The organism is Actinobacillus capsulatus DSM 19761, from assembly GCF_000374285.1.
In the GTDB taxonomy this organism is placed as follows: Bacteria; Pseudomonadota; Gammaproteobacteria; order Enterobacterales; family Pasteurellaceae; genus Actinobacillus; species Actinobacillus capsulatus.
This window is the reverse complement of record NZ_KB893953.1, coordinates 1-14,417: the sequence shown is the minus strand read 5'-3', so window position 1 is coordinate 14,417 and position 14,417 is coordinate 1. Positions and strand designations below refer to the sequence as shown.

At 36.6% G+C, this 14,417-nt stretch carries 15 protein-coding genes; all 15 read left to right on the top strand.

Going from position 1 to position 14,417, the window contains the following annotated elements; genetic code table 11:
* The coding region (locus C228_RS14530; protein WP_018652946.1) for a bacteriophage T4 gp5 trimerisation domain-containing protein at positions 1-775 on the top strand (775 nt) is incomplete at its 5' end.
* 6 nt (positions 776-781) lie between these two features.
* Positions 782-1,312, top strand: coding sequence for a DUF4123 domain-containing protein (locus C228_RS0112540; protein ID WP_018652945.1), 531 nt, complete (start codon positions 782-784; stop codon positions 1,310-1,312).
* A 1-nt stretch (position 1,313) separates the two neighbouring features.
* Complete coding sequence (locus tag C228_RS0112535; protein WP_018652944.1) at positions 1,314-2,024, top strand: hypothetical protein; 711 nt, start codon at positions 1,314-1,316, stop codon at positions 2,022-2,024.
* Positions 2,021-3,424, top strand: coding sequence for a T6SS phospholipase effector Tle1-like catalytic domain-containing protein (locus tag C228_RS0112530; protein WP_018652943.1), 1,404 nt, complete (start codon positions 2,021-2,023; stop codon positions 3,422-3,424). Before C228_RS0112535 ends, C228_RS0112530 begins: the two co-directional genes overlap by 4 nt.
* A gap of 196 nt (positions 3,425-3,620) precedes the next feature.
* Positions 3,621-4,208 (top strand): bacteriophage T4 gp5 trimerisation domain-containing protein, encoded by a 588-nt coding sequence (locus C228_RS0112525; protein ID WP_018652942.1) that lies wholly within the window; start codon positions 3,621-3,623, stop codon positions 4,206-4,208.
* Complete coding sequence (locus C228_RS0112520) at positions 4,201-4,713, top strand: DUF4123 domain-containing protein (RefSeq protein ID WP_018652941.1); 513 nt, start codon at positions 4,201-4,203, stop codon at positions 4,711-4,713. Before C228_RS0112525 ends, C228_RS0112520 begins: the two co-directional genes overlap by 8 nt.
* The gene (locus C228_RS0112515; protein ID WP_018652940.1) at positions 4,710-5,417 is read left to right on the top strand and encodes a hypothetical protein; all 708 of its coding nucleotides are present in this window, start codon (positions 4,710-4,712) and stop codon (positions 5,415-5,417) included. Before C228_RS0112520 ends, C228_RS0112515 begins: the two co-directional genes overlap by 4 nt.
* A 98-nt stretch (positions 5,418-5,515) precedes the next feature.
* Positions 5,516-6,226, top strand: coding sequence for a hypothetical protein (locus C228_RS0112510; RefSeq protein ID WP_018652939.1), 711 nt, complete (start codon positions 5,516-5,518; stop codon positions 6,224-6,226).
* Positions 6,223-7,734, top strand: coding sequence for a phospholipase effector Tle1 domain-containing protein (locus tag C228_RS0112505; protein WP_018652938.1), 1,512 nt, complete (start codon positions 6,223-6,225; stop codon positions 7,732-7,734). Before C228_RS0112510 ends, C228_RS0112505 begins: the two co-directional genes overlap by 4 nt.
* A gap of 51 nt (positions 7,735-7,785) precedes the next feature.
* Positions 7,786-8,475, top strand: a complete 690-nt coding sequence (locus C228_RS0112500; RefSeq protein ID WP_018652937.1) for a bacteriophage T4 gp5 trimerisation domain-containing protein — start codon at positions 7,786-7,788, stop codon at positions 8,473-8,475.
* A gap of 13 nt (positions 8,476-8,488) precedes the next feature.
* Complete coding sequence (locus C228_RS14925; protein WP_018652936.1) at positions 8,489-10,957, top strand: hypothetical protein; 2,469 nt, start codon at positions 8,489-8,491, stop codon at positions 10,955-10,957.
* Positions 10,954-11,820 carry a hypothetical protein gene (locus C228_RS0112490; RefSeq protein ID WP_018652935.1) on the top strand — a complete coding sequence of 289 codons (867 nt, stop codon included), beginning with the start codon at positions 10,954-10,956 and terminating at the stop codon, positions 11,818-11,820. Before C228_RS14925 ends, C228_RS0112490 begins: the two co-directional genes overlap by 4 nt.
* A gap of 136 nt (positions 11,821-11,956) precedes the next feature.
* A complete protein-coding gene (locus C228_RS14920; RefSeq protein ID WP_018652934.1) occupies positions 11,957-13,177 on the top strand; it encodes a glycoside hydrolase family 19 protein in 1,221 nt (406 codons plus the stop codon).
* 421 nt (positions 13,178-13,598) lie between these two features.
* A complete protein-coding gene (locus C228_RS14915; RefSeq protein ID WP_245552772.1) occupies positions 13,599-13,838 on the top strand; it encodes a hypothetical protein in 240 nt (79 codons plus the stop codon).
* A gap of 261 nt (positions 13,839-14,099) precedes the next feature.
* Positions 14,100-14,417 (top strand): contractile injection system protein, VgrG/Pvc8 family (locus tag C228_RS13725; protein ID WP_039771400.1); only part of this gene is annotated, 318 nt, incomplete at its 3' end.

Below are 14,417 nucleotides of genomic sequence, written 5' to 3'. Positions count from 1 at the left end.
CGGCGATGAAGTGCTGGTGAAATTCCTCAACGGCGACCCAGACCAACCGATAGTGGTAGGGCGCACGTACCACAGTACCACCGAGCCGCCATATAACCTTCCCGAACACAAAAGCCGAATGACGATAAAATCTAAAACCCATAAGGGCAACGGCTTTAACGAACTGCGATTTGAAGATGAGAAAGGACAGGAAGAAATCTTTCTGCATGCAGAGAAAGACTTAAATCACATCGTCAAACGTAATGAAAGCACCGAAGTGGGCAATGACCGTAGCGAACAAGTGGTGCGAGACGAAAACATTCACATCGGCAATAACCGCAGGGAAACTGTGGTACAGGATGAAGCCCTCACGGTCAATCGAGACCAGTTGCGCCATATAGGGCGCAACCGAATCACGAGAATTGAAAAGGATGAAATCCTAAACATCAACAACAGTTACCGTCTAGAGGTACACGGTGATACGCATATTCACGTTGGTAATGACTTAACGATAGAGATAGCTCAAAACGGCAGTTGGCAGTCGGGAGAGCTGTTAGAGCAGATATGCAACCAATTTGAGCTTGAGGGTTATGAGCAAGTCACGTTGCAGGGCCCAGGAGGAACAATTGTTATCACCCGAGAGGGGATAGAGTTGATAGGGAATGTGTATGTGGAAGGGGAGCTTTCTCAACAAAGTGGCGAGCCTGATATGGTTAGTCGATTACAGCAAGTAGCGAATGAAGGGCAAGAAATGTGTATAGATTGTGTTCAGTTAAATGAAGGAAATGGAACGTAGTAAATTATGCCAATCGAAAATCAACATAATATGAAACTTTACGGTTTGTTTGATGCTGCACTAATGCCACAAATATGGTTTAACTTAGATGGTTGGCAATTAAGCTATAGACCTTTATACCGAGGAAATTACCAGCCTATTGCCGAAGCTGTTCCGTATTTAATTGAATTAGATAAGTCTTCTGATGAAACGGCAGTAAGTGAATTGCTTACAAACAAGGCTTATCAGCAAGGCTTGCTGATTTTTACTGAATTGAATTTAGATGAGCTAGTAGAACGTTTAGCCTATTTTTATCATATTAGAAATAAGCAAAACGAACCTTGTTTACGGCGTTTTTTTGATTTACGGCTGTTTAATGCTTTTTTATCTACTTTGCCAGCAGATTATTGTGCTTATCTGTTTGATAATCAGACGATTTTTTGTTATTTAGATGTCGCATTAGATTGTTATCAGGTGGTCTCTTATCAAGATAATCAAATTTATTGGTTACAAACAGAAATGCCTGAATTTATCGTCAATATGATTAAGGGAGCTTGAAATGTTACACACAATGTCTAAAAAAACTGCTTTTCTAGGATTTAGTTTACTGGCATTGGCTATTACGGCTTGTTCAAAACCTAGTTTTCGGGAGCAGTTTTTTAAAGAACGCCGTTGCCCAGAAGTGCAATATAAATGTTTAGCGGAATCACAGGAGAAAAAGATGATAGACCTTTCCCAGCCTTATCAATTAAGTGATGAAGAAGAACTTCGCATCAAGCAAGACGATACGTTAAGATTACATCACGAAATTATCAAGATGTTAGAAATTTATTACCCAGGTTTTTGGCGAGATACCGATGAAAAAACACGGTTAGGTTGGATAGAAAAAGTAGATGAGCTTACTAAGCGGTACTATGGTGAGAATAGAATGCGAGCGGAATTAGAAATAATGGCATCAGTTTGTGCTATTATTGGGCTGAATTTTGAAGCAGATCCGAAATTGGCTTTTGTGGTTCAAAAACTGAAGGAAGATGATTATGTATCATTAGGTGAGATAAATAGCTATCTGCGTTTTGAAGTATTACAAAAAGATTATGATGAGGCAGGTAACCAATATAATAACTGGAGCTTACGGGGTGTGAGACAAGGCATGCCGCCGATGACCCGTCACGTGCCTGATTTTAATACCGAGTGGAAGCCTTATAATCCGGATGAAAATAAGCTACGTATTTATGTCAATACGGTGCGGTATGGAGGAAAGATAAAATGAGCTGTAAAGTGATTCGAATCGGCGTTTTCTTTGATGGCACTGGCAATAATCTAACTAATGATGAAGCCGGCAGAAGTAAAAATGGAGTGAGTAATATAGGAAAATTATTTAGATTATATTCGAATAATGATGTGCTGAAAGGTAATCTTGTTACTGAATGTTTAATTTACACCTGTGCGATTTATATAGAAGGTGTTGGTACCATTAATAATCATGATGATTATACCATGGGTGGGGCGGCGGGTGAGTTAGGTGCACAGAGGATTAGACGGGCGATTAGGCAAGTTGCTGCTATTCGAGAACAATTCTCCCAATCTGAGTATAAATGCTACATTGATGTATTTGGTTTTAGTCGAGGTGCGGCAATGGCACGTGATTTTATCAATTCAATGTATAATCCACAAAATAGCATGTTAGATGTTACGTTCAAATTCGTAGGCTTATTCGATACAGTAGGTTCTTTTGGTTTAGCGGGTAATCATATTAACTATAAGCCAATTAGCGATGAAGATACTGAAACTGATACGATAAAATATGAAGCGGCAGGTAAAACACCACCGTCAGAATATTACGAACCTTATAACTTCAATCTTTCCCCTCAAAGTGCAGAAAAAATCGTCCATTTTGTTGCATTAGATGAATATCGTGAAAACTTTCCTTTATCCGACACGCAAGGTGCTGGCTTAACTTATTATTTTATTGGTGCACATTCTGATATTGGCGGTGGCTATGCAAAAATAGAAGACGAAAAATTATTTAGCTATTCTAAAGAGACTAATTTAAATCAAGCAGAAAAAAATTTAGAGACGCCTCAAAATGGTATTAAATTGGGTGAAAATTGGCAATGTAGTCGTGCTAAGCATACATCAGATTATTCAGTAAATGTCGCATTGTTTCCGACGTTATGCAGGGGGTCACGAAGAGTAACGGATGATTTACAAAAAGTTGCTTTGGTTGCTATGTATAACTTAGCCTTAAAAGAGAATGTGCCTTTTATTAAAGATATTCCTAATGCTTATCAAGATATTCCATTTAAACTAGATGATACCAACGTATTATCTAACTGGGCAGAAGAATTAGTAGAATATTATAAAGTCGCAACCACTAATATTTCATCACTAAAATCAACGATTGGTGGTTACACATCATTTAATAATCAAACGGAACCCCATATTAGAACAGAGTTTCACTTAAATATTTTAGCTAACTATGCCCATAATTCATCAGGAACGCCTCTTAGCAATAGAACGGTATTACCACCTATTGGTTTTAAACATCGTGAGTTTTTAGATACCAGTGATAATATGGCAAATAAAGCAAGACGGATTCGAAATAATCCATTACCAGTAAGAGAGTCCTATGCCAATCATATTGGTCGTGCCGTAGTAAGAAATGGTTAAATGATGTAAACGGTCTTGAATAGTTACGTTGAAAGATTAAAGTCAGTTATTTCTCAATAAACAAGCGGTCAGATTTAGTGAATTTTTTGCAAATTTTTCACTAAATCTGACCGCTTGTATTTTATTTAGGGCAGGACTAGCCAAATCCAAGACCCATAAGGGCAACGGCTTTAACGAACGGCGATTTGAAGATGAAATGGGGCAAGAAGAAATCTTTCTGCATGCAGAAAAAGACTTAAATCATATCGTCAAACGTAATGAAAGCACCGAAGTGGGCAACGACCGCAGCGAACAAGTGGTGCGAGACGAAAACATTCACATCGGCAATAACCGCAGGGAAACGGTGGTACAGGATGAAGCCCTCACGGTCAACCGAGACCAATTACGCCATATAGGGCGAAACCGCATCACGAGAATTGAAAAGGATGAAATCCTAAACATCAACAACAGTTACCGTCTTGAAGTGCATGGCGATACACATATTCACGTAGGCAAAGACTTAATGATAGACGTGGCTCAAAACGGCAGTTGGCAGTCGGGAGAGTTATTAGAACAGATATGCAACCAATTTGAGCTTGAGGGTTATGAGCAAGTCACTTTGCAGGGCCCAGGTGGAACAATTATTATCAGCCGAGAGGGGATAGAGTTGATAGGGAATGTGTATGTGGAGGGGGAGCTTTCTCAACAGAGCGGTGAGCCTGATATGGTTAGTTTATTAAAATCATCAGTGAATGAGGAATTTTGTTCTGACTGTGTCACTTTAAGAGGTAAAGAGAATGGATAATCCAAAGATAAGATACGGTTTATTTGATGCCGCATTGATGCCACAAGTGTGGTTTAATTTAGAGGATTGGCAATTAAACTATATGCCTTTATACCAAGGTGATTATCAACAAATTGCTGAAGCGATTCCTTATCTTATAGAATTAAATGAGGAACAAAATAAGCAAGCGGTTTCAGCTTTATTAACTCAAGAAGATTGTCAATTTGGTTTATTGCTTGAATCATCTGACTCACTGTCAGCCCTAATTCCACGTTTGGCTTATTTTTATCACGTGAGAAATGAACAAAATGAACCTTTTCTCCGACGCTTTTTTGATTTGAGATTTTTTAATCGTTTTGTTCACTCATTGTCTGAACCGATGTTACTATTTTTATTTGGTGCAGATACCTGTTTTTATTATTTAGATGAAACACAATTGTTTTATCATAAAATAAGCTTATTAGATACCAAGCTGAAATTTGAGCGAGTTGCTTTAAGCTATTTTGGTAACGAGGAAAAACGATGAAAAAACCGACCGCACTTTTATCCGTCTTTGTTATTACCCTCTTGAATACTGCTTGTTCCAAGGCTGGCTTTCGGGAGGAATTTTTTAAGAATCGCCCTTGTGCAGAAGTGAAATACCGCTGTTTGTTAGAAAACTTGGAAAATCAGGAGAAGCCAATGTTTGACCCGTCAAAACCCTATGTAATTACCGCGCAAGACCGCGCCAATATGGAACAAGACAGAACCTTAAGAATGTATAAAGAAATCAGCCAAATGCTGGAGATTTATTATCCGGGTTTTTGGGAAGGGGTAACAGATGAGCAAGTGAAGATAGATTGGGTAAAGCAAGCACACGAATTAACGAAAAAATATAGTAAATATCCAACTTTAAGGGGAGAACTGGAAAATATGGCAATGATTTGCTCTATTTTAGGGATTAATTTTGATCAGGATCCTAAGTATAAATTTATCATTGATAAGTTTAAAAATAGTGATTCTCCCTCTGTGCTTGGTGATGTACACGATTATTTACGTTTTGAGGTTCTTAAGAAAGATTTTGATGATGGGGGAGTTCATTATAACACTTGGAGCTTACGTGGAGTTCAAGAAGGTATGCCAAAAATCACTCGCTATATTCCAGATTTTTATACTGAAAGTAAACCTCAGAATCAACAAGAAAATGTTTATAAAATTTATCGCAAAACAGTCTCAAAAGGTGGTAGATAATGACTTGTAAAGTATTACGTGTCGGCGTATTTTTTGATGGTACAGGAAATAATCTGACTAATAGAGTATAAATTAAATTTCATTTAGGAGATGTTGAAATGTCAAAAATAATATCTCAAAAAGTAGTCATTTTAGGGGTGGGGTTATTAGTTTTAGCCATGACCGCTTGTTCTAAACCCAGTTTTCGGGAGCAGTTTTTTAAAGAACGCCGTTGCCCAGAAGTGCAATATAAATGTTTAGCGGAATCACAGGAGAAAAAGATGCTTGACCTTTCCCAACCTTATCAATTAAGTGATGAAGAAGAACTTCGGATTAAGCAAGACGATACGTTAAGACTACATCGCGAAATTATCAAGATGTTAGAAATTTATTACCCAGATTTTTGGCGAGATACCGATGAAAAAACACAGTTGGCTTGGATGGCTAAAGTCGATGAAATTTCAAAACGGTATTTTGGTAAGAATCGCATGGAAGGAGATTTTATGGCGATGGCTCATATTTGTGCCATTATCGGTACCGATTTTGAGAGCAAGCCCAATTTACAATTTATAGTGAAAAAATTACAGGATAAAGAAGATCCATTGGCATTAAGTAATGTTATTAGATACTTACGCTTTGAAATCTTAAAAAAAGATTATGATGTTGCAGGATATTTTTATAATACTTGGAGCTTACGAGGTGTTCAGGAGGGGATGCCTAAAATTACTCGTCACATTCCTGATTTTTATACGGAAAACAAACCCCGCAATCCTCAAGAGGATGTTTATAAAGTTTACAAAAAAGCAGTGTTAAATGGTGATTTAAAATGAATTGTAAAGTATTACGTGTTGGTGTGTTTTTTGATGGCACAGGAAATAACCTGACTAATGATGAAAAGTTAAACCAAACCAGTAATATCGCTCGTTTATATCGACTTTATCCAAAATTAGCCGAAAGGGATGCTTATATTATTGGCAACAAAGTAACGGAATGCCGGATTTATTTAGATGCTATTTATATCAATGGTATTGGAACCAAAGATAATGCATCGGATTCACTTATAGGAAAAGGAACGGGTTCAGGTGGTGCTAAACGAATTAATCAAGCCATTAGGCAAATAAATGAATTGCGAGCGAAATATTCTCAAAATGAATATAAATTTTATATTGACGTATTTGGTTTTAGTCGTGGTGCATCGTTGGCTAGGGACTTTATTAATACAATAAATACATATGAGTTAGATAGACCACTGCACCATTCATTCAAATTCGTCGGCTTATTCGATACTGTAGGCTCTTTCGGCAACGCAGGCGACGATAAAAACTACAAGCCTATTGATGAAAGCCAAGATTCGGAGGCAGGGGCATTATGGTCAGAAATTTTCGGCACGCCTTCCGCTGAAAAATATGAACCTTATAATCTCAATTTAAGTCGCCAAAGTGCCGAGAAAATCGTGCATTTTGTGGCGTTAGATGAATACCGCAAAAACTTTCCCTTAACTGATATTGAAGGCGCAGGGGAAACCTATCGTTTTATTGGGGCACATTCGGATGTGGGTGGTGGTTATTCGCCTTCTACTACAGAAAGAATTTTCGAATATACTAATAAGAATACGCTAGCCGAAGCCAAGCAGGCGTTATCTAACCCTGAAAATGGTATCCCGATTGGGGAGGGGTGGAATGCGGAATACCGTATGGTAGAGCAAAATTATTCACTGTCAAGTAAACGAGGTGTGCGCTATGCTTATGCGTATGGTCGTCGTGTTGTTACCAATGATTTGCAACGAGTGACGTTAATGGCGATGTATAATTGTGCGGTAAAAGCAGGCGTGCCGTTGTTGCCGTTTACAGAAGATTTAACTCAATCTCATTTAGCGAGCTTAGTTAAAGAGATTGCCTATACAGAATATACCCCGTTTTTTAACGTCATTTCTTCTTCATCAGAATGTGCACAGTCTTTACTGGCTGGGAATTTTAGCCAAGTACTAAAAAGTTATTTAACCGAAGTGCTGGAAAGACCGCTGTCTGTTGAGCATTTTATTCAACATCAAACGGACACTTTACGTAAAACAGACAAATTATCGAAGCAACCAAAGCATTTTAGAGATAAATTGCATTTAAGTATTTTGGCGCAGTATGCACATAATTCTGCTTGTACAGGGGATGCAGACGGCTTAAAACTTGCACCGATAGGTTTTAAACATAGAATACCTGATTTTGGAGAAGTGATAGCTAATGCTCCGCTTTATAATAAATTTGGTGCAATTGATATTTTCCCGATAAGAATGGTTTTTGAGAATAATATCAATGATGCTATTGTGCTTGATGAATCAGCTTAAAAAAATATCTAAAGGCATATTTAAATACAAGCGGTCGGATTTAGTGAAAAATTGGCAAAAAATTCACTAAATCCGACCGCTTGTATTTTATTTAGGGCAGGACTAGCCAAATCCAAGACCCATAAGGGCAACGGCTTTAACGAACTGCGATTTGAAGATGAGAAAGGACAGGAAGAAATCTTCATCCATGCAGAGAAAGACTTAAATCACATCGTCAAACGGAATGAAACTACCGAAGTGGGGAACGACCGTAGCGAACAAGTGGTGCGAGACGAAAACATTCACATAGGCAACAATCGCACGGAAAGGGTCACACAGGATGAAGACCTCACGGTCAATCGAGACCAACAGCGTCAGATTGGACGAAACCGACTCACAAGAATTGAAAAAGATGAAATCCTAAACATCAACAACAGTTATCGCCTAGACGTACAGGGCGACACCTATATCCACGTGGGCAACGACCTGACGATAGAGGTGGCTCAAAACGGCAGTTGGCACGCAGGGGAGTTGTTAGAGCAGATTTGTGAGCAGTTTGAGCTTGAGGGGTATGAGCAAGTCACGTTGCAGGGCCCAGGAGGAACAATTATTATCAGCCGAGAGGGGATAGAGTTGATAGGGAATGTGTATGTGGAGGGTGAGTTGCGAGAAGAGAGTGGTGCAGCGGAGGGTGTGAATCCGTTTGAAATGGAAGTCAATGAAGCGCAGCTTGCAGATGTATTAGACTTAAAATTATCATAGTTAGGCAAATAATATGACAGACTCAAAAGAACCTAAGACAGAAAAGCCGAATTTTCCTCATGTGGGCTTACCACTCAAAGCAAAATCGAAAGATAAAAATACATTACAACATTATTTTAGCCGATTGGCAGGCGATGCTGATTCTCGATTTTTGTTTAATCGACAAGGACTGTGGCACCAAGGTATTCATTTACGGGCGGATAAATTTCATTCGAGTGATTATGAGCATAAAATCTGCGCGATTGCAGACGGCAAGCTAATTGCGTATAAAGTGGATAGTGAATATAAGTCGGATAGTGAGCATGCACAAAGTGCGGTCTATTCAACCGGCTTTTTTCTGTTAGAGCACGAATTGGAATACCCGAAAGGCAACAAGCTGACGTTTTATTCGTTGTATCGTCACACGGCAAAATTAAGTGATTATAAATCGACAGTCTCAATGCTTATAGGTGAAGTTCAATCAGCAGATAAAACACCGGTAATGATAAGGGACAGAAATAATCGTTCGTTAGGAAAGAGCTTAGCGGATGGGACAACGATTTTAGTGAGAAAAACGCATAACAGTAAAGAGAAGTATGACGAGCTGGTTTGGTATAAAGACCGCCAAGGAAAGGCACATAAACCTGAGGCGGGAGAATGGCGAATTTACCGAAATTCCTATCAGATTATGCAGGAGGAGGAAGTCAGGGGCATTCCGTTGTTGGCAAAAAATAATGTTAAAACGCAGTCGGATATAGAAGTTAAACTCCCTGCCCCGATTCAGGTTAAAGCGGGAGAAGAGCTGGGTTTAATGGGCGAATATAATCAAGCAGGGGAAAGCCAGCAAAAGTTACTTCATCTTGAAGTGTTTAGCTATGATGATATAGAGGCATTCAGAGCCAAAGCCAAAGGGGCTTATGCGCAAGACAAGGGAAATAAGCGACTGACGGATAATTTTTTATATGTGGCACGGGGAAGTCAGCTTTATAGTGTCATGAATGATGAAGCCTATGAATTTGATACAACATCAATTGAAATTATGGTGCCGTTGTCCGAAGTGAACAAAGTGACGATAGGGAAAGAGAAAAATAAAAAGGATTATTATGATGTTGCGCCGTATCTGAATAACCATCCAGAAAAGTCGGAGGCAAAGATTTACGTAGATAATAGTCACCTGACACATGGTGTATTATTACCGGGTGTAAATGTGTTTAACCAATCGAGTAACTCATTGTGTATTTTCAAAGCAGAGTTACATGAATGGTGTGACCCGAACAGCCGGTTAAGCCAAGTAGAAAAAGACCGACTTGACCCAATGTTCAGTGCGGTATTGGGTGAATTGGATTTGGATAAAGATAGGCCGACGGAATTTAAAGCGGGCAAACTGAATCAAATCTCTTTGAGCCCAAGCCAACATAGAAGAATGACGGGGATTATTGCTAAACACGATAATGAATGGAAAACAACGCGTATTAATGATTTTGAGAAAATGTTGGCACTTTATCGTCATCATGGAAAAGCGGAACAGGCAAGTCGATTGGAGAAAAGGATAAAGGATTTAGCAATCAGTTTAAAAGTAAATCACTTTGATACGGAGAAGCCGGCGTATTATATGCACCCGCTGGGGATGGTTGGGTGGTTGGCTGTTGCTGGTTGTCAATGCGGTAATAAACTTATTAATCAAATTAAGTGTACTAGATATGGCAAAGCCTATGGACCAGTTTATTGGGGAAATAAGAAGCTTAACTCTTATTCTCGTTGGGATTATCTAATTTCTACAGGTAAAATAACACAAGATGAAAAAACTATTTTACTAGCAATGTCAGATAATGAAGGTAATATGGATGCTGTTCATTCCTATGATAGTGAAATATTAACAGCAGGTGCTATGCAAAAAACAATTAATTCTTCTGGTGCAGGAGAATTACCTATTCAAATGTTTAAATTTAAACAACAACATCCTTCGTTGTTTGATAAATATTTTAAATGTTGTGGTTGGGATGTCGATAATGTTAATAATAAATACATTGCTTATTATAACGGTATGACAGGATTAAAGTTAAAACAATTTTTAAGAGAAGGATGTTCAGCAGAAAGTTATGGTAAAGTTGTGCCAAATAAAGCCTTGGCTATTTTTGCAGAAGCAGTAATTATTGAAGAGTATCAAGATTTACAAGTTGAAGATTTTGTTGATAGATTAAATAATAAGGCATTGGTTAAAAAGCCAAATGGTTATAGTTATCAAATATCTAGCTATATAAAATCTAATCTGGGAAAGGCAACGGTATTAGATCACGATGTTAATAGACCTGGTTATGTAGCAGAGGATTTTGCTAAAGCTTTAAATTATTTCTATAGAAATCATCCTAATGTAAATAAAAACCCTAATACATGGGGAGAAAAACATAATAGTTATGAAAGAGAAATTATAGAATATTATGGAAACAATAGACGAGGTACTGACATGGTGAGTAGATTTAAAAAGTTGAAGGGGAAACTATGAATAAAAAAATATTAATATTATTATTTTTCTCATTACAGGCTTTTTCAAAGGATATGATTCTTTTTGAAGATGATAATTATCGCCTCTATGATAAAGTCGATTCAAGTTGTAATTATTTGTTTCTATATGACAAGGAAAGTAAAATAAATTTAACGTTAAAACATCCTATAGATGGTGATGTGAATTTAGCAAAGAAGAATTGTTATTCTAATAAAAATAAGGAAAGTATTAAAGTTAATTTTTTTTCAAGTAGCACAAAGGATCTTTCAGATGATAAAAAATTTTTGAGGATTAATTATGATCTAGAATCTAATATTCTTGTTGCTTCTGATGAGTACCAGAGAGTTAATTATTCAAAATGTGCAATTTTAGAATTAAAAAATGCAATTTTTGTTAGTAACGAAAATGCTAGGGAGGAAATATGTGCCTCAAGTAATTTTGAGGCATATGTTTTTCCTAATATAAGTTTGCCAATAACTTGGGAAGGTTTGTTGGCATATGCAAAAAAAAATAAATTTACAGATGCTATTGAATATGAAGTAAATAATTATATCTCTATTTTGTTATCTATTGATTACGATAATACTAAAGTTAATAATGCTATTAAAATTTTAAATGGTGCTGGTTATACACGTCAGGCTGAGAGGATTTCTAATTTTAATTATGTGAAGATTAAGGGTAAGTCATATTTGTATTCGGGTAATTTGGTTAAATCCAATATGTACTTAATAGAAGGTGATATAGTTAAAATTTTAAGTAAAAAAACAGATGAATCTGGAAATAAATGGTACCTTATCAACTACAAAGGCAAAAAAGACATCAATATGTGGATTAAAGCTGAATCAGTTGATCTAAAAGAGTAATTCTTTTATAAAATAATATCTCTGAATATAAGCGGTCAGATTTAGTGAAAAATTTGTAAAAAATTCACTAAATCAGACCGCTTGTTTTGTAATAGGCCTTTGCGCAGTCCGCTAAAACCTCGCCTGATTATCTGAAATGAAAAAAGTGACGATAGGGAAGGCAAAAAATAAAAAGGATTACTATGATGTTGGGGCGTATTTGAATAATACGCCGGAAAAATCAGAGGCGAAGATTTACGTGGATGATACGCATCTTACACATGGTGTATTATTACTGGGTGTAAATGTGTTTAACCAATCGAGTAACTCATTGTGTATTTTCAAAGCAGAGTTACATGAATGGTGTGACCCGAATAGCCAGTTAAGCCAAGTAGAAAAAGACCAACTTGACCCGATGTTCAGTGCGATATTGGATGAGTTGGATTTAGATAAAGATAAGCCGACGGAATTTAAGGCGGGCAAACTCAATCTAATTTCTTTAAATCCAAGCCAACACAGAAGAATGACGGGGATTATTGCTAAACACGATAATGAATGGAAATCGACACGAGAGGCAGATTTTGCGCAGGTGGTGGAGCTTTATCGTCGCAAGGGGCAAGAGGAGCAGGCAAAGCGACTAGCTAAACGGGTGCAAGATTTGGTGATAAACTTGAAAGTTAATAACTTTGATACGGATAAGCAGGCGTATTATATTCATCCGTTGGGGGTGGTTGGGTGGTTTATTAGGTGTATTAAAGGGTTAATTGACCGAGATTTCTTTTTTAGTCAGTATGAGAAGTTGTTTAATAAATTGACAAGTGCTCAGAAACAGGCTTTAGAAAATATATTTACTGGTATTGAAGAATATATTGAAGCTGAACTATCATATATTTGTACTTTACCCAAAATTGCCTATATGCTAGCAACAGCGAAACATGAAACAGGGCATACTTTTGAGCCTATAACAGAAAGAGGAAATAGGGCATACTTTAATAAGTATGATCCAATTTTGGCTGATACTCCTAAAAGAAGAAAGGTTGCAATAGAGATGGAAAATACGGAAAAAGGAGATGGCTATAAATATAGAGGAAGAGGGTATGTTCAGCTTACATGGCGTAAAAACTATAGAAAGTCTGGCGAATATTTACATAAGGACTTAGTTAATAACCCAGAATTAGCCTTAGATCAAAAAAATGCTACTAAGATAATGATTTATGGTATGGAAACAGGGATGTTTACAGAAATAAAGATGGCTCATTATATATCTGGTAAAAAAAAGGATTATTTCAACGCAAGACGTATAATAAATGGAACGGATAAAGCGAAAACTATAGCCGAATATGCTGATAAATTAGAGGGATGTCTAAGATGGTTATAAGATGTTTTTTATTTTTATTTATTTTATTTTTATCTAACTTTTCTTTTGCTGAATATGAAATAGAAGATAATACCATTTATTTTGGTAATAAGCAGATAAAAACAGAATTAATTAATGAAAGTCTAGGTAGTTTAGTTAGTTTTAATGATAATTATTTTAAAATATCAAATCATTATGATGCTTCATTACATACTAAGACAGAGGTAACTTACACCTTTAATAAAAAAATGGTAAGTTATCAAATATTTATAAAATAAATTACTCCCCTGAATATGATATTTATTATGGGTATGAATTAGTATTTAATGAGGAAAAGAATATAGAAAAAGTAGATTTTAATTATGTCAATGATTTGGATGTTAAGTTTGGTGTAATTGATTATAACTTCACTAAGTTAAATGAAAACCTAAACATAAAACTAGTGACAAACGCAGGTGGTATCGATTTCTTAACAAGAAATAAAGGTGTTGCCTATATTTTAAAAAACAAAATAGATGGAGAGGATGTTTTAAACTCAAATTATTTTGAGTGTAATATTTCTGACTTTGAAGTAAATCAAAATTCATGTAAGAAAATTGGATTTGTAAATGAAAAGTCATATTTATATGATTCGCCATTTGTATCAACTAATAAAAAAAATATATCTAGTGAAGGGGGATAAAGTAATTATTTTAAAAGAACAAAAAGGTAATAAAGGAAGAAAATGGTACTTCATCAACTACAAAGGCAAAAAAGACATCAATATGTGGATTAAAGCTGAATCAGTTGATCTAAAATAATCATTCTTTTATAAAATAATATCTCTGAATATAAGCGGTCAGATTTAGTGAAAAATTTGCAAAATTATTACTAAATCTGACCGCTTGTTTTATTATACCAGTCTGCATAAAATCATTTTAACTAAACTCAAATAGAACTCCCTATGTCAGCCCAATCCGATTACCGTTATACCTTGGAAGCAAATGAAAACTATCACTTTGATGTTATCAGTTTTAAACTTACCGAAGGGCTTTCCGAGCCATTTAAGCTGGAGCTGAAGTTATCGAGCTTTGACCCAGACATTTCTTTTTCTGCTTTGATAGATACGCCAGTGACATTTAGCTTTTGGCAAGGCGAGCAAGTTGTTCGTTATGTAAATGGGATTGTGACGGGGTTTGGTGTAGGCAAGAGCGGTTTTGTGCGCACCCATTATCATATGGTGGTGGAGCCGGCGTTAGTGCGTGCGGGGTTGCAATCGGAC